At 44.9% G+C, this 24,847-nt stretch carries 18 protein-coding genes; 5 read left to right on the top strand and 13 right to left on the bottom strand.

The window, feature by feature from the left end; translation table 11 throughout:
• Positions 1-15: 15 nt before the first annotated feature.
• Together MHB82_RS13800 and MHB82_RS13795 are read right to left on the bottom strand one after the other, a co-directional pair.
• A complete protein-coding gene (locus MHB82_RS13800) occupies positions 16-885 on the bottom strand; it encodes a carbohydrate ABC transporter permease (protein WP_095287290.1) in 870 nt (289 codons plus the stop codon).
• Positions 885-1,763 carry an ABC transporter permease gene (locus MHB82_RS13795; protein WP_246310935.1) on the bottom strand — a complete coding sequence of 293 codons (879 nt, stop codon included), beginning with the start codon at positions 1,761-1,763 and terminating at the stop codon, positions 885-887. Before MHB82_RS13795 ends, MHB82_RS13800 begins: the two co-directional genes overlap by 1 nt.
• Before the next feature lie 160 nt (positions 1,764-1,923).
• On the opposite strand from MHB82_RS13795, the gene MHB82_RS13790 reads away from it, so the two are divergent.
• Positions 1,924-2,061 carry a hypothetical protein gene (locus MHB82_RS13790; RefSeq protein WP_176475987.1) on the top strand — a complete coding sequence of 46 codons (138 nt, stop codon included), beginning with the start codon at positions 1,924-1,926 and terminating at the stop codon, positions 2,059-2,061.
• A gap of 58 nt (positions 2,062-2,119) precedes the next feature.
• Here the strand turns inward: MHB82_RS13790 and MHB82_RS13785 are convergent, their stop codons facing one another.
• From MHB82_RS13785 to MHB82_RS13770, 4 genes are all read right to left on the bottom strand, one after another.
• Complete coding sequence (locus MHB82_RS13785; protein WP_341174953.1) at positions 2,120-2,812, bottom strand: hypothetical protein; 693 nt, start codon at positions 2,810-2,812, stop codon at positions 2,120-2,122.
• 146 nt (positions 2,813-2,958) lie between these two features.
• Positions 2,959-3,687: an amino acid ABC transporter ATP-binding protein gene (locus tag MHB82_RS13780; protein ID WP_095287293.1), complete on the bottom strand. Its 729-nt coding sequence runs from the start codon at positions 3,685-3,687 to the stop codon at positions 2,959-2,961.
• Positions 3,680-5,128, bottom strand: coding sequence for an amino acid ABC transporter substrate-binding protein/permease (locus MHB82_RS13775; protein ID WP_095358211.1), 1,449 nt, complete (start codon positions 5,126-5,128; stop codon positions 3,680-3,682). The genes MHB82_RS13780 and MHB82_RS13775 overlap by 8 nt, the downstream gene beginning before the upstream one ends.
• 379 nt (positions 5,129-5,507) lie before the next feature.
• Positions 5,508-6,743, bottom strand: a complete 1,236-nt coding sequence (locus MHB82_RS13770; RefSeq protein ID WP_341174952.1) for an MDR family MFS transporter — start codon at positions 6,741-6,743, stop codon at positions 5,508-5,510.
• A 139-nt stretch (positions 6,744-6,882) separates the two neighbouring features.
• Here MHB82_RS13770 and MHB82_RS13765 point away from each other — a divergent pair, with 139 nt between their 5' ends.
• The gene (locus MHB82_RS13765; RefSeq protein ID WP_341174951.1) at positions 6,883-8,655 is read left to right on the top strand and encodes an ABC transporter substrate-binding protein; all 1,773 of its coding nucleotides are present in this window, start codon (positions 6,883-6,885) and stop codon (positions 8,653-8,655) included.
• Between the two features lie 116 nt (positions 8,656-8,771).
• Here the strand turns inward: MHB82_RS13765 and MHB82_RS13760 are convergent, their stop codons facing one another.
• Positions 8,772-10,493 carry an ABC transporter ATP-binding protein gene (locus MHB82_RS13760; RefSeq protein ID WP_341174950.1) on the bottom strand — a complete coding sequence of 574 codons (1,722 nt, stop codon included), beginning with the start codon at positions 10,491-10,493 and terminating at the stop codon, positions 8,772-8,774.
• Positions 10,494-10,942: 449 nt separating this feature from the next.
• Between MHB82_RS13760 and MHB82_RS13755 the strand changes: the two genes are divergently transcribed.
• Complete coding sequence (locus MHB82_RS13755; RefSeq protein WP_341174949.1) at positions 10,943-11,755, top strand: undecaprenyl-diphosphate phosphatase; 813 nt, start codon at positions 10,943-10,945, stop codon at positions 11,753-11,755.
• A gap of 189 nt (positions 11,756-11,944) precedes the next feature.
• Here MHB82_RS13755 and MHB82_RS13750 read toward each other — a convergent pair whose 3' ends face one another.
• The 3 genes from MHB82_RS13750 to MHB82_RS13740 form a co-directional block, all read right to left on the bottom strand.
• Positions 11,945-12,571, bottom strand: coding sequence for a spore coat protein (locus tag MHB82_RS13750; protein WP_181429955.1), 627 nt, complete (start codon positions 12,569-12,571; stop codon positions 11,945-11,947).
• Between the two features lie 160 nt (positions 12,572-12,731).
• Positions 12,732-15,566 carry a glycoside hydrolase family 2 TIM barrel-domain containing protein gene (locus MHB82_RS13745; RefSeq protein ID WP_341174948.1) on the bottom strand — a complete coding sequence of 945 codons (2,835 nt, stop codon included), beginning with the start codon at positions 15,564-15,566 and terminating at the stop codon, positions 12,732-12,734.
• 162 nt (positions 15,567-15,728) lie between these two features.
• Positions 15,729-19,769, bottom strand: coding sequence for an S-layer homology domain-containing protein (locus MHB82_RS13740; RefSeq protein WP_341174947.1), 4,041 nt, complete (start codon positions 19,767-19,769; stop codon positions 15,729-15,731).
• 358 nt (positions 19,770-20,127) lie between these two features.
• Between MHB82_RS13740 and MHB82_RS13735 the strand changes: the two genes are divergently transcribed.
• Complete coding sequence (locus MHB82_RS13735) at positions 20,128-20,763, top strand: TetR/AcrR family transcriptional regulator (protein WP_095358219.1); 636 nt, start codon at positions 20,128-20,130, stop codon at positions 20,761-20,763.
• A 270-nt stretch (positions 20,764-21,033) separates the two neighbouring features.
• A complete protein-coding gene (locus MHB82_RS13730; RefSeq protein WP_341174946.1) occupies positions 21,034-22,800 on the top strand; it encodes a methyl-accepting chemotaxis protein in 1,767 nt (588 codons plus the stop codon).
• Positions 22,801-22,864: 64 nt separating this feature from the next.
• Here MHB82_RS13730 and MHB82_RS13725 read toward each other — a convergent pair whose 3' ends face one another.
• Genes MHB82_RS13725 through MHB82_RS13715 form a run of 3 tightly spaced genes read right to left on the bottom strand, consistent with a single transcriptional unit; the run spans position 22,865 to position 24,727 of the window.
• Positions 22,865-23,488, bottom strand: a complete 624-nt coding sequence (locus tag MHB82_RS13725) for an ABC-2 transporter permease (protein ID WP_341174945.1) — start codon at positions 23,486-23,488, stop codon at positions 22,865-22,867.
• A complete protein-coding gene (locus MHB82_RS13720; RefSeq protein ID WP_341174944.1) occupies positions 23,481-24,347 on the bottom strand; it encodes an ABC transporter ATP-binding protein in 867 nt (288 codons plus the stop codon). Before MHB82_RS13720 ends, MHB82_RS13725 begins: the two co-directional genes overlap by 8 nt.
• A complete protein-coding gene (locus MHB82_RS13715; protein WP_095358656.1) occupies positions 24,344-24,727 on the bottom strand; it encodes a GntR family transcriptional regulator in 384 nt (127 codons plus the stop codon). Before MHB82_RS13715 ends, MHB82_RS13720 begins: the two co-directional genes overlap by 4 nt.
• Between the last annotated feature and the right edge of the window lie 120 nt (positions 24,728-24,847).

The following is a 24,847-nucleotide window of genomic DNA, read 5'->3' as shown; positions in this document are numbered from 1 at the left end:
CCCCTTGATCAAGATTTATTCTTTTAGCGATCCAAGCAGCGAACCTTTGACAAAATATTTCTGTAAATAAGGATACACCAATATAATGGGAACGCTTGCAAAAAGAATCGTTGCTGCTTTCAATGTCGTGGTGTTGAAGTCGTAATCATCAAGGAACATATTTACCTGAGCCAGTTCTTCTGGACTGGTCAAATAGGCACGCAGCTTCATCTGAAGCGGCCATAGATCAGGATCCCGAACGAAGAGTACGGCGCGTTGGAACGTATTCCAGTATCCTACGGCATAGAACAGGCTGACTGTGGCAAGAACCGGTTTGGACAGCGGCAGATAGATCTGGAACAGGATTCGAAAATCGTGACAGCCATCAATCCGGGCAGTATCATCCAATTCCTTCGGCAAGTTCATGAAGAACGTGCGCAGAATGACCATGTTGAACGTACCGATGACCCCCGGAATAATCAGTGCCCATATGGAATTCATCATCCCCAGCTCTCTGACCGTCAGGAAGAAGGGAATCATCGGTGCATTGAAGATCATCGTGATGACTATCCCAAGCATGACCTGCTTGCGAATCAGAAACTCTTTGCGTGATAACGGAAAGGCGGTCAGAACAGAAAAGAGCATACTCAGCGCTGTACCTGCGACCGTGATGAATACGGTTACACCAAACGATTGCCAAAGGCCCGAACTCTGTAAAATATGTTTCCAGGAAGCCATCGTAAAGCCTACCGGCCACAGAAAAACTTCCTTGGAATCGGCGGCAACCGGCGAACTTAAGGATACAGCGAGCAGGTGAAGCAATGGCAGGATCATGGTTAAAGCTGCAGCTGTCAAGAACACATAGTTGGCGACTTGAAAGCATTTTTCACCAAAGGTTTGTTTCATCACCACAACCCCTCCCCTGTCTTTTTGGCCAATCGATTGAAGACCCAGAGCAGGATAAACCCGATGACGGATTGGAACAGTCCAATGGCTGTCGTGACACTATACTGCCCCTGCAGCACACCTGAGCGGTATACATATGTCTCAATTATATCCCCTACCGAATAGGTCATTGGCGTCAGCAGGTTATACACCTGATCGAAACCAAGCTCTAGAAAATTGCCGATATTCAGCAGGAACAGAATCAGGATCGTTGGGAACAACGCGGGCAGTGTAATATAAATCGCCTGTTTCCACTTATTAGCTCCGTCCATGACGGCAGCTTCATATTGGGTTGGATCAACACCGCTGATGGCTGCAAGATAAATAATGGTCCCCCACCCCACTTCCTTCCATATGGAAGACAAGACAACAATGGGCCGGAAATATTGCTCTTGCTGCATATACAGAATGGGCTCGAAGCCAAACCATCCACGGACAGCGTTTACAAAACCACCCGAGGCAAGAACTTCAAAGACGATTCCCCCCACTACGACCCAAGAGAGGAAATGCGGTAAATAGAACAGGCTTTGCAGGAAACGTTTGGCCAGCATCTTCCGTACCTCATTAAACAGCAGCGCAAGCAGGATGGGAGCTGGAAATCCGACGACCAGCTTGTAGAACGCAATCAGAGCTGTGTTTCGAAGTACATTATAGAAGTCCTGATACGTAAAAATAAACTTAAAGTTATCCAGGCCCACCCATGGGCTGCTCCAGATCCCTTTCATGATCTGAAAATTCTGAAATGCAATGACGCTTCCTCCCAAAGGGATATACTTAAATATAATGTAAAACAAAATACCGGGTAAGATCATGACGTACAGCATCCAATGTTTCCTCATGTTTCGCAAATATCCTTTTTTGATGCGTTTGCCCACTGTAACTCCGGGTTGCCGTGCAGGTGTTTCCGTGAGCTCAGCCATACAATCTCGGGCCCCCTTTAGCAGTTAATAATGTGAATGATGAGCAGGATCCTCTGTTCACATCATATGGAGGAGCAGCATGATCAACAATCGTGCAATCGGCCAAATCATGAACCAATCGCTTACACAGCAACCTTTCGCAGGATTGGTTCATTCGCTGGAGAATCGGTTGGTACGGGTAAAATCATCAAAAAGGCCGCCATATGAGGCGACCTAAGATACGCAGCAGTTAAGCTCATTGTTTCGGATAGTATTTCTTAACACACTAAATGTAATCAGTCTTCAATCAGTAGAGATCCACTGTCGTTGGGATCATTAATCTCCTTAATTGCTATAAGTACGCCTTCTTCGTTAAATGCCTTTATTTCGAATGGAGTGCTTGCAGACGAGGGAAGCAATACAAACCATATGTTTCTTTCAGCCCCCACCTCAACCATTTTAGCTTCAGTAGAAATCTGTTTTCCACTTCCCTTCGTTTCGACCGTTATCCTCTTGATTGCAGGGTTCAGTACATTTCCGAATATGATGGGAAAAGGAGATTCGATATGTTCCAAGCGAGGCATACTCATATAGTCCAATGCGCGTGAATTTGATGGAGATTTACTAATCCCGTATCCTCCTCCCCATCCCCATTTCCAACCAAAAATCCTCTTTCGCACATACTCTATTTGAAGGTTACTGGATTCTGTGCTTGCTCTTTGTGTAAATACAATCATACCGCCTTCCACTGGCTCTTCATGGATAAATTGTGATGTATACTGTTCAGATCTAAACTTTTGAATCGCCATTTCCGGAGTTTTCCCAGTAGGGATATGTATGGTCTCATCCATGCCAAGCAATTTTGACATCCGTTGATCTGAAAATCCACCCGGTCTATCGTTAAGATAGACATAAGATAAAAACGAGGAGATCAAGAAAATAATCACAACTAAAAGTATCACGATCCGTCGTTTCATTCGAAGTTGCATTATCTCCGAACCTCCTTGTTATTTAAATCAACTTATGAGAAAAATAAAACCCTTCTAATATTACCATATTTAACCTCTCGATTTCTGATTTATATATAACAAAAAAACCTTCAAGCACAGTGTCTTGAAGGTTTTTTTGTTGGATATTAAAGAACTTTTTCCAAAAAGCTGATCGTCCGCTCATGCTTCGGATTACCGAATATTTCGGCAGGCGTACCCTGCTCGATGATGTATCCGCCATCCATGAAGATCACCCGATCGGCAACTTCACGGGCAAATCCCATCTCATGGGTTACGATCATCATCGTCATTCCCTCGCTAGCGAGGTCCTTCATTACGCCCAGAACCTCACCAACCATCTCGGGATCCAGCGCAGAGGTCGGTTCATCAAACAACATGACGTCTGGATTCATTGCAAGCGCGCGAGCAATGGCAACCCGTTGTTTTTGACCACCCGAAAGCTTGTTAGGGTAACTGTCCGCCTTATCCGACAAGCCTACCCGCTCAAGCAAGCGCAGCGCAGTTTCCCGAGCTTGCTGCTCGTTCAACTTCCCAAGCTCTCTTGGTGCGAACATGATATTTTTGAGCACGTTGAAATGCGGAAACAAGTTAAAGTGCTGAAATACCATACCAATGTTTTCACGAGCTTTATTGATATTGGTTTTCGGATCATTCAGATCCTGGTCATCAACGATAACCCGGCCTGCAGTGATCTCTTCCAATTGGTTTATACAGCGCAGAAACGTACTTTTCCCCGAACCGGACGGGCCGATGACACAAACCACTTCACCTTCGGAGACCGTCATATCGATACCTTTCAGAACCTGATTCGAGCCAAAACTTTTCTTCAATCCTTCAACCTTAATTTTACCCACGGCGAACTCTCACCTCCAGATAGTCAGCGATTTTAGTCAATGCAATGATGACAATCAGATACATGATCGCAACGGTCAACCAGATGTCAAAAGAGGCGAACGTTCTTGCGATGACAATTTTACCCGATTGCGTCAACTCCACCAGACCAATGACGGACAAGATCGACGTATCTTTCAGTGTAATGACCATCTGATTAATGAATGATGGAATCATAATCCGGATGGCCTGAGGGATAACAATCTTCATCATCGCTTTGCGATAAGGCAGACCCAGTGAACGGGCAGCTTCCATCTGTCCACGATCAATCGATTGAATCCCCCCGCGAATAATTTCGGTAACATATGCTCCTGCATTCAAACTAAGCGTCAGAATGGCTGCCAGGAACAGTGGCATGGTGAAGCCCAGCGCCTGCGGAATCCCGAAGTAGATAAAGAAAGCCAGGACAATCAATGGAATCCCGCGGAATACATCCACAAATACGGTGGCTACACCGCGAAGAAATTTATTATGTCCCACTTTCATAAATCCGAAGATCAATCCTAGAATAAAGGCAAAAAACAATGAAACAATGGTGTATAAGAGCGTGTTACCCAGACCTTTAATCAGGGATGGCAGGGATTTCTGAACCAACTCCCAACGCCCCATATTGGCAGTTGTCGAAGCATTTTCACCAACATAGGTCTCAGTAATACGTTTATACTCCCCGTTTGCCTTGATATTTGTTAGTCCATCATTGAACATTTGCAGAAGTTCCTGGTTCTTCCCTTTACTTACGGCGAACCCATAGGAACCTCCTATTTCGGGTTCTGTAACCGTTTTAAGACCGTTATTCTGCTTCACCCCGTAAGCAAGTACAGGATAATCTTCAAAACAGGCTACGGAGTTTCCGGTTTTGACATCATCATACATTTGTGAAGAATCATCAAACGGTACAATTGTAAAGCCATATTTCGAGGCAATAGACTCTGCAAAAGTGTATCCTTCTGTTCCCGTTTTCACGGCGACTTTTTTGCCTCGGAGGTCCTCATAACTTTTTACGGAATCGTTATTGGCGCTAACGCCCATAACTACGCCTGAGTCGAAGTATGAATCTGAAAAATCAAACTTTTGTTTTCTCTCATCAGTAATACTCATTCCCGCAATAACACCATCGACCTGATTTGCCTCAAGTGCCTGCACCGCAGCGTTAAATCCGAGAGCTTTAATTTCATACTTAAAATTTTGATCTTTGGCAATGGCATCGAGCAAATCCATGTCGATTCCGACAAAATCACCATTCACATCCTGAAATTCAAACGGAGCAAAGGTAATGTCTGTGCCGATGACATAGGTTTTGCCGGTGTTAGATTCTGCATCAGCAGCCCCCGCCCAACCGGATAGTCCGGTCACCAAGAGCAGCACTAGCGAAAGTACAAAAAACGAGACCTTTGTTGTTTTCATATGTCCTCCCCTTCTCGGTCTACTACGTTACTGTGTTACATTTTTTTCAGACGTATTGCCCATTATACAGTCATATTGTTTTTGTGAAAATAAACATTTTAAATTTTAAGTATTGATTTCTTCTCCATTAGGAGGCTTCCCGTGTGACTGATGAGGGTTCATTTCGCATCCACTCTTTATTTACCGTTGTAAAGCGCACTCGTCCTTTCGATCATCCCGCAACCCAACCAATTTTTGGTGAATGTTGAATATGTGTTTTTTTCGTACGGAATCCATCCGGAATATGTTTATCATTTACAATAATCCCTCTTTCAATCAAAAATGTTTCGTCTCAACCATGTACTTATAACTGTCAACAGCCGCACCTTCCATTACCTTTTTAAGCACTCGCTTGAAACACTTTTTCTTGACGTTTTCGCGAAATTTCATGTTGACGTGCCTTCCATAGAAAAGGGAGACCCAGCGCTGTTGCGAGCGCCAGAGGAGCAAAGACAGAAACCCCATTCGCTGCCCCAAAATGACCAAGAAGCAGACCTCCAAACACCGGTGCTATCACACTGCCCAAATGATTAAAACCAATGGTTCCAAAATAGATTCCTTTGTTCTCCGGCTTAGCAATCCGGTCAATGAACAAGTCCATCATGGTAAACAGCAGCACTTCTCCAATGGTAAACAGGATGACGCTAATGAATAACACTACCAGTCCGTCTGCCCATCCGAACAGCAGCAAGCTTCCAGCGATAAGAATATTACCAAGAATGAGCGAGGCAATTGGCGAATAATGCCTGGCCGTCCGTACAATCGGGTATTGCACGAGGAGCACGGTCATGGCGTTAAGAGAGAACATATAAGAGAATATTTGGCTTCCGTTCTCTATATTCGGATTCAGGGTCAGATACTGCGCTAACGTTGAACCGAAATGTCCATAACCCAGTTCGCAGAACGTTGTTCCAATGAGGACCATCAGGAATACCCGGTCTCTAGTGGTTGTACTCAGAGCAGTCCTCAGGCTTGGTGCAAGAGTGTTGACTGGTCTAGGGAGATCCGTATGCCTAATGCTAAACTGAAGCAACAAGACCAGTCCGTACATCACATATACCATGCCTGCTATGATAAACGGAAACGTCGATTCGGCCGATCCAAGGTAAAGTCCGATAATTGGGCCAAAAACAACACCAAGATTAATCGCGGCATAGCGCAGATTAAAAACGAGCAGCTTGTGCCGTGAAGGCGTTATATCCGACAATAACGCCCGTGAAGTCGGCTCAAAAAAAGCACGACATAAGCCATTTAGTGTGTTGGCAATGAAAAATACCCATAAATGCTGCGCCGATGAAAAGATGAAAAAAACGCCTGCCCAGCTAAACACCGAGACCAGCATGACAATTGGACGACCTATCCGATCCGAGATGTATCCTCCGTAGAAGCTAATTAGTACGCCAGCCAACGAGCTTACGGCAACGGTTAGGCCCGTTTCTGTCGGTGAGGCCTCCAATACGCGAGTTAAATAGATGGATAAGAACGGAATGCTCATGGATGTCACCAGACGTCCGAACATGGTACCGATAATGATGGTCAACGCCAAAGGGTGTATTTGCCTGAGAAGCTGCTTCATAAGGTATATCTCCTATTCCGGGTAATTAAAAAAGGACTGCGCATGTCACTTTCATTAGTTATAATTGTAAGGATCAAAGGGGGAAATAAAAGTGTAAGCAATTTACTTTGCGTTTCACCCTTTATAAAGGAGCAGACCTATGGATACATACATTACACACTACCTTCGGCTTGTCACATCAGAGCAGTTGTCCCTTAAAGTGAATGAACCTGCTGCGATAACCATAGAAAACCTCTCGACCGAGCTATTCTGCACTCCACGGAATGTCAAATTCATACTGCGTAAGCTGGAAGCAGCTGGTTTCATTTGTTGGCAGCCGGGGATAGGCAGGGGACATCATTCCAAATTGACACTTCTAAAGAGTACGGACGAAGTAATGGAAGATCACTTTCTTGGCTTAATAAGCAACGGCAAAATGAAGGAAGCTGTCGAACTCATCGGTTCGCTGGAATCTTGGGACTTGAATGGCGTGATCAGGCAGAGATTGCTCCGTTTGTTGAACCAGCAGATGGGTTTTCACAGCCATATGGAAACACGCTCGGGTCAGGATGTACTTCGAATGATGCGTTCGCGTCGTCTGGGGAACCTGGATCCGGCTTCTGTCTACACGGCATTTGAGACTTACCTGTTAGGTCAGATATGCAATACATTAATTACCTTTGATGCTCAGTCCGGGACTTTCCATCCAAGTCTTGCACATTCATGGGAATGCAGTGAGGACTACAAGATGTGGGTCTTTTATCTGCGTAAGGGTGTCCGGTTTCATCATGGACGTATCATGACTTCAGCAGATGTGCAGTCAACGTGGCAGCGTCTGCATGAGGTCCAAAGTCCTTCATTATGGCTGTACCGGGATATCGAGCACACCGAATTAGATGGTGATTACTGTATTCGTTTTTATCTCCATCAGCCCAATCGTTTTTTTCTACACCTGTTCAGCTGCATTCCCATGACAATTCTCCCCTATGATGTTGACAGTTCGAACCAACTGATCGGTACAGGCCCTTTCCAGATTAGTGAACTAGATAATGAAGTGCTCGTACTTCGTGCATTTGACAGCTATTATGGGCTTCGTCCCCTCCTCGATCAGGTATATATCTGGTTTGTGCCGGACTTGGGCAGCCAGCACCGATATTACGAATTGCAAGGAAAAGATCACTTGAAGAAGTCTGTAAATGATGAAACACCAAAAGATATTGACTATCCTGCACTCGGATGCCAGTATTTACTGTTTAACTTCCAGAAGCCTGGCGTTCACCACCATCTCCATTTTCGTCAAGCACTGAGAATAGTGTACGACTCCGCAGCTCTGGTCGCTGAATTGGGTGAGAATCTGATTACACCCGCAAGCAGCTTTCTCCCATGGAGAAGTGCGCAGCAGCATTGGTCAGAAGCATCGCTTGATCATGCAAGTGAATTGCTGGACAGCAGCGGTTATCAGGGCGAGACCTTGATTCTATCTTGCACCGTTAACAAGGATATGCGTGTTGCACATTGGATACAGCAACGTGCAGCAGCAATTGGACTGCACATTGAGGTGGCTGCTTCCATCGATAACTTGCAGCCTGAAGAGACATCATTTGCCGATTTAATCATGGCGGAGGAGATTCTGGAGCAGGATTGGCAATACGGCATGATTCACTATTTCAAGACGTTGTCCAATCAGTTCAATGCCTGCATGTCAACTGAACAGATATCCATATTGGATGATAAGCTGGAGCCTTTTGCACAGCTGGATGAACCTGATCGGATAAGCCTGCTGAATGAAGCTGAAGATATATTACGCCTTAATTGTTGGATATTGCATGGGGCTCATGTGAACAAAAGGGCTCAGCTTAATCAGAGCCTTTCAGGTCTGCAGACGTCGGACTTTGGTTTTATGGACATTTCTAAGATATGGATTAAGCAGTAAAATAAAAAGAGGACTTCCGTCCAATGACGGAAATCCTTTTTTATTGTTGTATCTTCTCATCTTTTCTGGAACAATCCGAACCTAAGGTATATAAGAAACGGATCTACCCACCACCATCATTCAATCGGCTGCAAAGCTTGCTCCGCGTCCTTTCTTAGCCACAGCTCACGGAATGGTTCGCAGTTCTGAATCAATTTGTCGAAAGGTCCATGACCGACAATTTTTCCTTCGTCCATAACCACGATCTGGTCGACCTGCCGGATGAAGTTCAATCGATGTGCGACGATAATGACTGTTTTGCCGCTGAACTCTTTCAGGATCGTTTCCATTATGCTTTTCTCCGTTATATTGTCCAGAGCCGACACCGGTTCGTCCAGAATCAACACGTTTCTGCGCTGTAACAGGATTCGGGCGAAGGCAAGCCGCTGACGTTCCCCGCCGGACAACTTCAACCCTCTCTCGCCAACAAGCGTATTTAATCCCTCCGGCCATTTCAGAATGGTATGTTTAAGATGAACTTTATCCAACAATTCGTAGATAGCTTCATCCAAAATCGATTGATCAAAGCAAACATTGTCCCGGATGGTCGCATCGAAGATTGGCGTCTCCTGTGACAAATATGAGATATGGTCATAGTAGCTATTCAGCTTCAGCTCGTCGATATCAAGGCCATCCACCAGCAGCTTGCCGCTGTTCTTTTTTAACAGGCCGGTTAACAGCTTGATCATCGTTGATTTTCCGCTCCCACTCCTGCCAACCAATGCAACGGAGGAACCTTGGGGAATGGTCAGCGAGATATCATGTAAGATACTATCCCCACTATAACCGAATGACACATTGCGAAACTCCACATTCCCCTTGAGCCCCATCACTTCATGACCACGATCCAGGTTGCGGTCCTCCGGAGCTTGAATGAACGCATCAAACCGCTTATAGGTCACTTGATTCAGCCGATAATCCACAAACAGCACATTGAAAATGGCGATAGGTGAGTAAATCTTTTCTATGAAAAGAAACAATGCCACAATAACGCCAATGGAGGAGTCTCCTGTAACAACGCTCTTAACCCCAAAGAACAGGATGACAAGCTTAATGACGGTGATAAACACCTCAAATATCGCAAAAAAAGCTTCATGAATCATCCGCAGCTGCGCGCTTTTGTTAATCATTAGCCTTGCTGATGCGCTGAGTTTCGCCATTTCCTTCTCATATCGTTTGTTCGTCCGAAATACGACCAGTTCCATGAATCCGCGTATAGAGTATCTGGAGATGGACTCCTGTTCGTTCAATATCGTTGATTTCATTCGGTACAGAAATTTCAGGATCAGGTTCGTTACGCCAAAAACGACGACATAACCCGCCGCAATAATGATCATAATCCGTGGATCGTAGAAGCTGATAAACAGCAGGCTGAACAAAATCGTCGGCAGCAATTCATGTAATGTCTTGAGGTAAAAGCCATAAATGATCTCATTCCCTGCTTCTGCACCATTTTCGATGACTTTGATCATTTGTCCAGTTCCCACGTTTTGATATGCCTGATAATCAATTTTTGCTATTTTGGTTAGTGCCATGATCTTCAATTGCTCGGTCAACCGCTTGGAAAGATAAACGCTTGGATACTCATCTACGTAGTTCAGAATGACCGTCCCCACCAAAAGTGCTCCGTAGATCATGATCAAATGGATCATCTCGTCCATCCGATTAACCTGTATTGTCGTATCCAATATCTTCTGGAAGAAGAATATCCCCAGGCTGCTGAATAGCTGAATGGCCCAGCCTAAGGCAATGTATAGGAAAATCCACCATTTTAATTGAAATAAACATTGTTTTAACACCGTTCTCCTGCCCCTTTATCTTTTAAAATGAGAAAAAGGCCAGGACGAGTTCAGTTATGGACCTGTGCAAGTCCTTCTCTATGAGAAGGTCATTGTAGGTTCCATAGATCTGATGTGTCCTGGCCTGCGAACAAAATGATTGCCTGGGCACCATCCGAAGTTTCCAGTTTCATGCGATCAATGGGCAGACGCCCCCCTTGATAGCCGGTACGCGTTTTGATCCGGCCCGAAAACTAGTTACTTCGAACGATACGGTAAGACATTCATTTCACCTCAATTCAAAAGATATGGTCTAGTATAGCCTTTGGCCTTCCTTAAAATCAACCAATGATTTCAAGTGAATTTGTGCAACTTTATTAAAACTTGCAACTCAACAAGGGAACAAGCTATGATCATGTTAGAATGAAAACCTATGTGTTTTTTCTTGAAATAACGTCAAGGAGGAGAAGATGGAAGACATTATTTTGTGGTTGAAGTATTTGTTTTTGGGAGTGGTCCAAGGAGCAACGGAACCTATCCCTGTTTCTTCTAGTGGACATCTGATCATTGCACAGCGGCTGATGGGGATGAAACAAAACGGCTTATCGTTCGAAATTCTAACCAACACAGCTTCGCTAATAGCTATCATTTTTATTTATCGTGAAGATATCAAAAAGCTGATTGTTGGCGTAGTTCAATACCTTCGTACACGGGACCAACAATACAGAGCAGAATTTATGTTTGTGGTATACATCATTATTGGAACCATTCCTGCTGCGCTTGCTGCAGTGCTGTTCAAGGATCGCATTGAAGAAGTTTTCACTTCCGTACATACCGTTTCCATTGCTTTATTAGTTACCGGAGTTGCTTTGTGGCTCATTCGCAATCTGCGTGGCCGCAAGCGTGATGGAGATCTGTCTACCAAAGATGCGATTTTGGTTGGGCTGGCTCAAGCCGTTGCCTTGATTCCGGGGATCAGCCGTTCCGGAGCTACCGTAATAGCTTCCATTGCGGTCGGTATGAAACAGGAAACTGCATTGAGATTTTCCTTTATGCTCTATATTCCGATTAGCTTGGGTGGACTGGTCATGGGAGCATCCGACATCGCAAACGACCCCAATCGATCAGAGCTTGCCATTCCTTATCTGATTGCCTTCATAACGACACTCGTAGTCACGTATTTCTCAATGAGATGGTTCATGGGCATTATGGCCAAAGGAAATTTGAAATACTTCTCCTACTACTGTTTTATTGCCGGAACATTATTGCTTATCTTCTTGTAACTTTAAGACCTGTACCTGCAAAGGAACATCTGGCGTTCAGCCCGGTGTTCTTTTTTTATAGTTCACCTCGGATCAAAAACTGCTCAAGATTAATGTCTCAAATATTTAAGGTTATAAACAAAACGCATGACAAACCCCATAGTAGACATGAGCATGTCCTCTATGGGGTCTGGTTCTACACGTTAAAGATTAGTGTGGCAAGTTTCCACCTGTTTGGGATGCAATCATGGATGGCGCGTACCCGTTCAGCATTTGCTGCATATCCTGCTGCGGGAGCTGTGGCACCTGATAGAATCCATTCTTGTTTTGATAAATGGAAATCTCATACGCCATCTCAATACAGTTTGGCAGTGAATCTGCCAGTACACGACGTACCACCGGGTTTGTGGATTCAAGCGCAGCCGTTGTTTTCATTACTGCTCCTGATTTTACTGCATTCAACATGCTCAGAGAGATGCTTTGGTCACAAATTTCAGTTGCAGAGAGCATTGGCTTCTTCGGTTGGCTTGGTTTCATGCCATATGTGAAGTCGTTGTCTTGTGACATTTTATAGCTTTGCGTCGGTTTGGATGGATCTTGTCCAGTTCTGAAGCATTCCAGCGTAATGTTGTATTCTTCGGACATAAATTGTTTTTGACGCAGCAAAATATCGCGCAGTTCCGGATCTTGGACATGCTGACTCAGCATCGTATAGGTATTTAACGTATTAATGGCTCCAGCAAGCACCTCATGGACATCAAACATCTCATGTCCACCATGGTTGAGTTGTGGTGGGATCGTTCCTGTTTCAACGTTTTGATGATTTTGCAATTGCATGTAGAATTACCTCCCATTAATCTGTTATTTTTGGCTGTCCCATTTCGCAGACTAATGTATTATGAAGTTTGCTTCTTCAAGTTATTCGGCATAAATTTTGGTTAATGTATGCTGCAAAAAAGAAAGACCGTCTCAAGAGGCGGTCTTTCCTACATCCATTTTATTTAAAAAGCAGCTGATTCAATGCGTTAACAGTCATCTCGTAAGTCGGTTGAAAATCATCACTTTCCATATATTGCAGCAGACTGTGAATAAATTGTCGCCCTTCGATCTGACCAAGCAGCTGATCATAATCCATTGCCCCAACTAACACTTTGCCTTTGCCTGCTTTGCCCTCAAATAACAGTCCAAGCTTATGATTACGCTCAAAGTTATCGATCGTCTGCACAATCGGCTGTAAATCTGACGGGAGGTCGTCCAAAATGATGGAACGAGAATGGGTAACAATATTCCACCATGGGTAAGTGGAGTGCTTCTCGCTCGGGAAATGCTGAAGAGCCGGATGATGATTCTGAATCAGCAAACCAAGCGTCCCTACCGGAACAGGTTTATTCATGCTTTCCGAGATAGAGCGGAACATGGGATAACACCAGAAATCAGTACTATATAAGCCCTCAATAGCGTTGCTAACCTGTCCGGGAGAAGCCAGCAGAAGAACTGATCCCCCCTCTTCCAACCGCTGCAGCGCTGCTTCTGTCAGCTCCTTGTACACTGGCGCGCCAGCAAATTGGCGATCCTCTTGCTCAGGGTAGACCCAAATGCTATAGGATTTATAAATGTCCGTATTCGATATGGACAACTTTAACGTTACCTGAGTCATATTCTCTACACTTGGCAGAATTACATTAATGTTCCCAAGCTTCTGGTAAGGTTTGAGAAGATCCTCTGTAATGAGCTGTTCTCCTTCGGATATAACGCGGGTTCCTTGAGTACATTCCCATCGCAACGTTTCCCCTTTCAGAGGGACCTGACGATAATAACTCAACTCTACCGATGCGTTGAACGTCTCATGAGCCGCATAGTTATACTTCTCAAAGCGAGCCAAAAGGACAGCATCCGAGCAGAAGGTTCGCCATTCTTCAGCACTGATTAAACCTTTGGAGTCCATAAATGCATCCAATATGCCAACAAGAGCCGTCCCTTGTCCGCTAAAGTCCTGCAAGTCAAGCAGTTGAAAGCCTGCAAGTCGCTCGGATCGGAAAGCTGCCTCAAGCTCTTCCTTGTAACAATCTACGGCCAATTGACCTGAGGCACGGAAGAACGATTCAGCGAGATGCCCCATTCCCTTAGCCTGTAATCGTTCTCGAAAGATTTCAAAGTTATGTGCTTTGATCGAGCCTGTATACTTTTCAATCTCTGCAAAATCAGGATACATGGCATACTGCCCAATCTCGTGAGAGACCACAGGTAAATGCGGAATGAGCTCCTTGTCTGTTGCAGCCGCTTTCACCGTTTTGGAGACTGTTCCGTATTGGATCTGAATCTCCTGTTCCTGCGAATGGGAATCCTTTAGTCCAGTGTGCTGCTGTGGGTGGATGTGCTCATCATAATCCTTCATGGTACCAGGCAGATCGGTTTGAACATGGCCCAGCGGAGCGTCACACATCGCATAGGAACCTCTGATCAAGCGGTCGCGGGAGAACCGCACACCACTGAAGAAATCTTCTTCCTCCAGAATAACCGGAGTAAACTGAAAATTGTTAGAGCCTTGCGTGTATAGATGGCGCTGATCATATGCCTTATAGTCTTTCAGAATAGCACTAAGCTTTTCCTTGCTCCCCCACAACTCATTCCCCAGTGACATCATGACAAACGAAGGATGATTCCCGAAGCTGCGCAGAATGGCGAAGCCTTCCTCAATCAAATAATCCTGTTCTGCCTGGTTATGGTTCGCATCGCTCTCATCCGTAATCGTTCCCCAAAATGGCAGCTCGGGTTCCATGTAGATTCCCAGCATATCGGCTGCAACAAATGCTGCTTCAGGTGGACAGCAGGTATGGAATCGATAATGATTAATACCGTAGGATTTGGATATGCCGAGGATTCTCACCCACTCGTTCACATCCGTTGGTGCATAGCCAGTTAACGGGAAGATCAATCCATCATGCTTGCCTCGTAAAAAGGTTGGCCGGTTATTAATTGTAAACTTGTCTCCACTCGCCTTGAAATCCCGCAGTCCAATTACGATGTCCCGATCATCGATAATTCTCCCGCTCTCTTCTCGCAACGTGATGGCAATCTTATATAAATGAGGTGCATCGTCGCTCCATAAGAGCGCTTCATCTCCCAATGAATACGAGATACTCATTTCGTTATGATCAACTGGGTATATCCGCTCGGCAACTTCATGTACAACTTCTTCTGCATCGGAAGTTTGCTCATCAATGGCGAAACTCATGGCAGACACTGCAATTTGAGTATTCTGTAGCACTCCATCCAATTTCACCGAAAGCGTTATCGATTTATGCGTCGCATCGGTGTAAATTTGCACATCACTCATACTTGCTTCATTGCTGAATTTCAATTCCAGTTTGCCCGTAATGCCGTTCCAGTTCGTCTGTGTATCCTTGGAGGTCATATGCCCGCCTTTGGTTGGGTAACTCGTGTTGTCCACCTTGATTCTAACCGTATGAGTACCGGCAGAGAGCCCTTCCTTAAGCACGTACTCATGGGGCGTATTGAGACTGTTACGTGTACCTAGTGGAATATCATCAACCCAGACTGTTGTAACCCGTGTACGCTCCAGATGCAGACAGCAGTACTTTCCTGCCAATTCCTCCGGAACCTCAAACTCCCTCTCCAGCCAGAGCCATCCCTCGAAAGCGTATTCGTCCGTGAGCGCTCCAATCTCAGCCCGTTCGTTTTTCTTTCCCTTTCTGGCATGGGACGTTGTATTTGGCATGGTAATCGTGTCGTCATACGGAGTATTGATTCCCAGCTTGTTCTCGTCAAGCTGCATTCTCCAGACTCCTTGCAAGTTAATGATGGGCAACATGATTTCAACTCCTAATTTTGGGTTAACCGCACTTGTCTATCATTGTATCAGAGAATGGATTACCTATCTGTGAAATTTAAAGATAAGGATCGTTCTGTTTACAAAAAAAACCTGACCCCAGGTAAATAACCTTACAGGGTCAGGCTGACTATCAACGAATATTTATTTTTCGTCCAGAAGACTTAAGATTAATTTGACCGATTCAGCCCGCGTTGCTGTTTGCAATGGTGCAAATCGATTACCGCCTACACCGTCAATCAAGCCGGCCTCAACCATGGAAGCCACATACGGCGCTGCCCATGCAGGAATCTGATCCAGGTCTTCAAAAGAAAGCGAAGCCGTGGAGCCTTCCGGTGTGCTGCTTGCACGAGCAATCATGGTCACCAACTCAGCACGGTTCAGTGGTTTATTCGGCTTAAATGATCCATCTGTGTACCCACTGATAATGCCTGCTGAAGCTGCTTCCACAATGTATGGAGCAGACCAGATGGGAATTTGTTTTGCATCGGTATACGTGGTTACCGTGCTGCTTGTATTCAGTTTCATGGCTCTGCCCAGCATGGTAATGAACTCCGCACGGGTTACTTTTTGATTCGGACGGAAGGTTCCATCGCCATAACCTTGTACAAAACCTGCGGTCAAAGCTTGATCGATAAGCGACTTCGCCCAGTGTCCTTCCGTATCTTTCAGCTGTCGTACATTCTCATTGTTGCCACCACCAGATTGACCCGGATTGCTGGTATCCGGTTTGCCTCCCTGTTCTGTTCCGGGCTGCGTCGTCTCAGCACCTGTTCCAGGTGTTGGGGTACTGCTTCCAGACCCGCCATTGTTCCCAGAACCGCCACCTGAGCCAGGGTTGGATGTACCCGGTCCTGGGTTCGGCGTTTCCGTATTCGACTTCTTGATCATGCCAAATTGATCAATAATAAACGGTTTTGCGTCATTAATATTCTGATCAATTTCATAGGTTACCGCTGTAAGTTTGTTCCCATCGATGGTGATGCCAACAAAGTTTTGAACCTGTCCGCGTTTCGGACGACGATCGTCATTGGGATCTGGTCCATACTTTGCAGCATGATTTTCTTCTGCCAACTCAAACAAGCTGTAATACGCATCCCCAAGAACAGGATCCTGATTTTTGTAGTACACTTTCGGTCCGGCTGTTGCTGGAATCAGATAAATGGTGCCATCCGGGTTCACCGCGTATTCAATCTGTTTACTGTTCAATGTTTCCGTAATCTTGACAGCATCTTTTGCCTTTCCTGTCTTATCAATCGGTTTGGTGCGGGCGTAAATATGATCATGCCCCTGTAACACAAAGTCGATATCCAGTTCTGCCATCAGCGGAGCAATTTTGTTACGTACTCCGTTTGGTCCGATAATATCCGAATCTGTCGCATGATTGGACGTTGTATAAGGACCTTTATGAATATTGACGATGATCCAATCTGCCCCATTTTTGCGCGCTTCTTTTACATCGTCCTGCAGCCAGTGTACCTGTTCTGCCGAGAAATTGTTATACTCTTCTGAATCTTCGTTTGAATTCAACACCACGAAGTGTGCATTACTATAATCGTAGGAATAATAAGCCCCTGTCTCTGTTGCCGAGTTCTCCGGTACATCCAGGTTGAAATGATCGATAAAAGCGAAGTTTTCATCTTCATGATTACCCGCCGATGGAACGATCGTTGTATTCAGAAGACTTGATTGAGAATGACCGAGGAGCCAGTTCCACTGCTCTTCTTTAACACCTTTATCAACAATATCTCCATTGTGCACCACAAATTGTGCATTCGGAATGGTTGCAAGTGCCTTGTCCAGTGTCTCGGAGGAAAGGATCGCTTCATCCTCTTCCTTCGCCTGCGTATCAGCCAGATCAATAAATGTAAAGGCACCTGTCTTCGGCGCTGTACGGAACGTGCCCGTCTTGCTCCACGTATTGCTGGAAGCTTCGCCCACTCTGAACGAATAAAGCGTATCTGGCTTCAGATTCGTTGCTTCCGCTTTGTGTACAAGTTCAGAAGACGAATTCACGGAGCGGTCGGAACGCCCTTCATAAGAGATTGCACTGGAGAAGTCAGCGATATTTGCTGTTTTTTCAACAACCTGAAGATCACTTCCTGGAACCTGTTCGGATGTATACCAGGCAAATCCTTTACTAGTGGTTGGATCTCCATTAAACGTAACTGTAACCTTGCTCACTTGCTCATCATTGGATTGTGTGTCCTTGGTAATTCCGAATGTATCTACGACAAAAGGTTCAGCATTATATCGATTCTGATCGATTTCATAAACGATCGCTGTAAGCTTGCCGCCATTAACAGTCAATGAGGTGAAATTCTGAACCTGACCTCTTGCTGCACTCGTTGTATCTCCATAAACACGGGCATGATTCTCTTCTGCTCGTTCAAACAGGCTAAAGTATGCATCGCCAAGTTGAGGTTTCGTATTTTTGAAGTATACTTTGGCCCCTGCTGTACCTGGAATCATGTAAATAGTTCCATCCGGGTTAACGGTGTATTTAATGCTCTGTCCTTGAAAAGTTTCCTCTATTGTGGAAACTTCTTCAGCTGTTCCATCCTGCTTGATCGGTTTGGTCCGAGCATAGATGTGATCATGTCCTTGAAGAACAAGATCGATGCCAAGCTCATTCATAAGCGGGGCAATTTTATTTCTAACCCCGTTTTCACCAATAATATCACTGTCGGTCGCATGATTGGACGTTGTATACGGTCCTTTGTGGATATTGACGATGATCCACTCAGCTCCAGCAGATTTGGCCTGCTCCACATCCTGCTTCATCCACTCCACTTGTTCGTTCGAGAAGTTCGCATAATCCGTCGAATTTTCATTGGAGTTCAGAACGATAAAATGTGCATTACTGTAATCATAAGAATAATAAGCACCTGTGACCGTCGCCGCATTCTCCGGCTGTTTTACATTAAAATGATCATAGAATGCATAGTTTTTGTTCTCATGATTGCCTGCGGAAGGTACTATTGTCGTTCTCATCAAATCCTCTTGAGAATACCCAAGCAGCCAGTTCCATTCTTGTTCCGAGGTCCCATTCTCAACAACATCACCGTTGTGAACGACAAACTCTGCATTCGGAACGGTAGTTAGTGCCTTGGACAGCGTTTCCGCGGATAAACGAGCCTCCTCCTCATCCTTCGCTTGAGTATCCGTTAAGTCAACAAAAGTAAATGCTCCACCCTCTGGAGCTGTCTCGAACTCTCCTGTTTCACTCCAGAGGCCAAGCGTCTCGTCACCTACGCGATAATAGTATGAAGTGTTTGCATCAAGTCCTGAAGCTTCTGCTTTATGAACCATTTCTCCCGGAGAGTTTCTGGAGATGATCGCTTCACCATTAAACGTTTGTGCTGCATTGAAATCAGGAGCCCCGTCCTGTTTCCGGACCACTTGCACCTGACTATTAGTCGAAGCAAGCGGTGTATACCAGGTAAACCCCTTGCTCGATTTGGCGTCACCATGGAACGTAGCTGTAACTTTGCTAATTTCGATTGCCGGTGCCTCAGTTAACGCTCTCAGCTCCATATCAAAGTACAGATCTGAGCTTCCATCGCTTTGCTGATGGACCTCCACTGCGATAATATTCTCCCCGTCATGCAGGAGAGTTTGAAGCGGTTCGGTCAGATCCACATCTTCATACATGACTGGCAGATCCTTCGAAGATGTTGCTTTGGTGGAAAAGTTAATCTCACCATCAGGCATGCCGAATCTGCGAACTTCCGTGCCATTTACATATAAAACAGCACCATCGTCAATGCCGAAGGTACCCAGAATTTGACCATAGTTTTGGATTTGCTCCTGGTTGACTGTCAGCGTTGTCCGAAAATATGTAGTGCGGTGTTTCAGACTTTTGTTACCACCATAGTCCACTTCTGTATGAAGCGGTCCGAAATATGTCGTTGATATGCCGCTACCATTGTCTTTGTAACCAAAAGGAGCATTATCTACTGCCCATGTATCGTCTTCATAGACAGCCTGCCATACCGATTTTAAATCCTGACCTTGATCAAAATACTTCCACGTTGAATTTTTGCTAAGCAAGATATCTGCTTGAGGTTCAACCGTCTCCGCTGCTTTAACTACTGGTGCTGAGCCCAGTCCCCCAAACCATCCAATAACCAGTGCGGTTGATAGCAGGATGGCCAGAACCTTTTTGTACAATGGGTTAATCATCATGTTCTCCTCTCAATTGGCAATAATGTGAATCTAGCGCTATTACATGAATGATTACTAGATTATCCAGCTATATCATAAGAGAAGAACATGTTGACTTTTGCATGTTTATGTAAATTACATGTAAATATATTCATATTTATTGAGAGCTACGATCGTCAATTCCGCCGTAGTTCGTCAGGGATATGCTGCAGGTTAATACAACTTATTTCAGCATAGGGATCATTATTGAACCACTGTTTGCTGGATTGCTGTTTGACAAACACATCCATATTCCTTATATTGTTGGTGCACTTATCCTTGGGCTCGCCCTGTCCGGACGATGCAAAAAAACATGTGAAGGAACAGGTTATCTCCTATGACTGAGAACTGGCACCAAAATTTTAAAAACAAAAACCGGGAAGCTCTAATTGCAGCAGCCAAAGAATTATGCATGAAGCAGAGCTTTCTTAATGTGAATATCAAAGATATATGCAGCGAAGCCGGAATAAGTCGGGTTACCTTTTACAAGCACTTTCAATCCATGGACGAACTGATTCTGGCGGTCCAAGTGGAGATTCTGGAGAGTATGACCGGATACGTGAAAAAAGCGGCTTCACCAGAAATGAGCGGCCAAGAGATGCTTGCTTCCATGCTCGAAGCCTGGGTCCATTACGCCTCCACTCATCTCGGTTATATCAAATTCGTATTATTATTCGACCTGCATTATGATGCCTATGATTCAGGCCAAGAATTGAAAGAACAATACAATCTGTTTATTAAACGTAAAAAGGAACAACATTTCCTTTTAGATGCTCTGGAGACCGGATATAACGATGGTACGTTGAAGCCTGATCCTGATCCCCTTAACACAGCCCATTTTATCTTTGTATCCATGATGAGTATGCTGCAGAAAATGAGTCTGGCTTCAGAAGAAGATCACGTTACCGTTCAAAGCGATCTGAAATTCGCCAAACGATTCATTGAGATGCTGGTACAGCATTTGAGTAATTGAAAAATTCCATGAACCCTGGTAAGACCAATCCAACCGGATTAGGTCTTTTTTTTTGTACAGCATCCACTTACCATTTTATCTCAGAGGTCAAGATCGTTCCGTTCAAACCGGTTTAGATCAGGGTCTTCTCTGTTTTCTAAGCAGCTAATGTTCACATATGTCAATGTAAATCTAGGACTGATCTTCATTTATTCTTCTCAATTTACGATAAATAGTATGGGGTTATACGAAAAACCCGTTGTTTTAACTACTTCCAAGGGGGAACAGAACGTGAGACAGACACGCAAGATAAAGATGGATCTAAGACTCAAACTGTATTTAATCATTCTGGTGCCACTACTGGCCATGGGCGGTCTCATTATGTGGACGACCATCCACTCCAGTGAAAATGCTTCAGTAATGACCATGCAGCATAACAATCAGCAGTTAGCAGTAAACACCGCCTCCCTGCTGGGCCAGGAATCGGAATTGATCAAGACATTATCCTCTACGGCTTCGGAGGAAAGCGATGAATACAAAAGTCTTAGAGACGAACTCGTTAAAGTCCGGCTTCAATCGGGAGCCCTCTATGTATATATGTATAACAAAACGGCGGACGGGTGGATTTACACGGTAGATGGGGCAGATTGGGACGATGCGGAATACAGCCCTTACGGAACGACAATGGAATTCAATCCCCAGATTCAGGAACGCTTGCTAAACAGTGAAGTCGTTACTACAGGCATTGTGGATGATCCAACCTGGGGACAGCTTCTCTCCTCCTTTACACCAATCAAGGATTCACAAGGTGAAGTTATTAGCTATCTGGGCATTGATATTTCTGCTGCATCAGTGAATCAAGTGTCCGCTGAATCGGTGAATAATGCATATCGGACCATTATCCCGATTTTTGTGGTTGTATTGATTCTATCGCTGGTCATGATGCTATTGGTGGTAAGAGGCATCCTCAGACAAGTGCGCGATATCAAGTCAAGCCTCGAACAGGTCGCGGATGGGAATCTCACAGTGGTATCCAAACATCTGTCCAACGATCAGCTTGGTGACATCAGTGACCTGATTAACGTCATGGCTTCACAATTAACGAACATACTGAAGGGAATACAGCAAGGGTCTGATACGCTGCAGCAGTCCTCGGCAAATATTGCGGAAACCGCTCAGACAAACCAGCGTCAGACCGAAGAACTTTCCAGAGCAATCGAGGAAATCGCCATAGGCTCTATGAAACAGGCAGAAGAGACAGAACACTCCGTCCAGCATTCAGAGAACCTCGGCAAGATTATGGATGAGGTTGGTTCATACGTGCAGCAGTTCACCCATACTTCTGAGCAGCTATCTGCCGTACAAGTACAAGTTACACGCGAACATGAAGTTCTGCTTGAGAAGGGTCGGGAGAATGCCAAGCGGGTTGAGCATCAGCAGGAAATTTCCAATTCTTTAACCACTCAATCAGAGCTCGCTGCTTCCATTAGTGGACAAATTCATAATATCCTGAAACAAACCCAGATTTTATCACTGAATGCTTCCATCGAGGCAGCCCGCGCTGGTGAGGCAGGTAAAGGTTTTGCCGTCGTTGCTGGTGAAATGGGCCAGCTCGCTCAGCAATCTGAACGTTCCATCCAGGAGATTGATGGGATTCTGAGTTCATTTGTTCAAGAAATCCAACGGATGGGCCATCAATTTGAAGCGAATATGGTAGCGGTCAAGGAGCAGGAAGAGCAGATCGCTGATTGCCTTCAGGCGTTCAGACAGGTTAGCCAATTATCGACTGAAGTGCATGAGCTGGCTCAGCGTTTGGAGAACCGTACAATGAAAATGCATTCCATTCGTCAGGAAGTGGAACAGCACCTAAGCTATATCGCTTCTGCAACAGAGGAAACTTCGGCCATGGCTGAAGAAGTCACGGCCAGTGCCGAGGAGCAGCAGCGATCCGCGAGCGAACTATCGAACATTTCCGGGCAGCTCTCTGGCCTTGCGGGAAACCTCAAATCATATTCCGATCAATTTCAGATCGAAATCACGAAATCAGATCCAAAATAATGAAGAACCCCGCTACCTGACGAATCAGGCGGCGGGGTTTTCTTAATATCATTTGATCAAATTCTTATAAATCCTTTCTCGCAAACAAACGAGTGGTTAACACATAGGATGCACCGAAGATGAATATTATCCCAATCGATACTATGGCTATAAGTTGGCCATCTACGCCCTTCTCACTGACCATATTCATAAGCACGGCAAAGGGCTGCGCAAGAAGAATGAGTGCAACCATGAATATGGCATTGATTATTCCGGCTCCCTTTTTACTAAGTGCATAAAAGAGCGGCATATAGATGGATACCAGCACTATTACCATGCCTATGGAAACCATGATGTCCATAAGGGTGTAGCTTGGCTTGTTTAATTCAGGGAAGTTCAAGTCGACCAGCCAGTGAATTCCGAACGAGGCGAACACGCCAAATAAGGTATATAGGATCGCCGATACATATTTGGCTTGCACGACATTTTTGCGGCTGACTGGCAGGGTAAGCAAGAAATTATGATTGTGGTTTTTGATATCGATCATGGTTGCCAAGATTACCGAACCAAATGCGGTGTAGATCCCCACAAAATACATCGACATTTCACTCTTAGGTATAAAGGCCAAGCTAAACACAATCAGATATAATCCTATTGTCCATAATGAACTTCTTAATGCTATGAAGTCTTTGCGAAGCAGGTTAAGCATGTTTTCGTCCCCCTTTTGCGGTAAAGTAGATCAGATCCTCCAAGGTTGGTCTTTGCAAAAGGGCAAAGCTTCCAAACAACCGTGCGGCCTCTTCCCTATTGTCTGCCAGTGCCTCAAAACCAACATCTGTCTCGCGAATTCCGATAAATTGATTCCGGGTATCCCCATCTAGCAGCTCCATATCTCCTTTAACGATCGTATATCTCTCAAGTACATCATCTTTCGTTTCGTTAAAAACAAGTTTTCCCTGATTGACGAATGCAATATAGTCCGCTATACGCTCCAAATCTGTCGTGATATGCGTTGAGAAAATAATGGATCTTGTCTCATCCTGTATCAGATCCGAGAGCAGATCCAGAAGCTCTCTTCTAAATACAGGATCAAGCCCGGATGTCGGCTCATCCATAATGAGAAGATCAGCATCGTGTGACAGAGCGATGGCCAGAGAGAACTTGATTTTCATCCCTTTCGACAAATCAGCGATTTTCTTCTTCGGCGACAATTCAAATTGCTCCAGGTAGCCATTGAATTTCTGCTCATCCCACTTCTTATAAAAGGGTGCAATCATTTTTTTCATTTCACGGATCGTCAGATGTTCATAATAAAAGCATTCATCGGATACGACACCAATACGCTGCTTAATGTTTACCTCCTGTGCGGGCATCTCATGTCCCAGTGTCCTGATCGTACCTGAGTCTGGGTGGATCAAGCCGATGATCATTTTGATCAGGGTGCTTTTCCCCGCCCCATTCGGTCCAATGAGCCCAGTAATATACCCCTGTTTTACATCCAGAGATACATTGTCCACCTTAAATAAGGGATACACCTTGGTTAAATTACGCAGTTCAATTGCATTCATGATGAAGTTTCCTCCTCAGACAACATAGTAAAAAGATGAATTACATCTTGCTCCGTCATGCTTAATTCCTTACTTTCCCGAATAATCTCCAGCATTTTCTCTTCCAGTCGTTTCATCCGCTGCTCGCGTATAAAATCCTGATTGGCCCCTGAGACAAAACAGCCCTTGCCTACGACGGAATCAATTAATTTCTCTTTTTCCAGCTCTTCATAGACACGTTTGGTGGTAATCACGCTGACTTGCAGATCCTTGGCGAGCTGCCTGATGGAGGGAAGACTATCCCCGGCAACCAACTCTCCGCTCAAAATACTCTGTCTGATCTGGGTTAATATCTGCATATAGATGGGATCGCTCGAAGCGTTGGATATCAGAATTTTAATGGTCATTCACCTCGTTGGTGTTTATTAAGTATATAGTGTGTATATATAATATATACACTATATACTCGTTCGTCAATCCATATTTGCCCATCTTATAAGACACTTATGCACAGCAAAAAA

Origin of the sequence: Paenibacillus sp. FSL K6-2862 (assembly GCF_038005125.1) — a bacterium.
In the GTDB taxonomy this organism is placed as follows: domain Bacteria; phylum Bacillota; class Bacilli; order Paenibacillales; family Paenibacillaceae; genus Paenibacillus; species Paenibacillus illinoisensis_A.
Note: the sequence above shows the minus strand (reverse complement) of the source record. Positions and strands in the feature narration are given on the sequence as shown.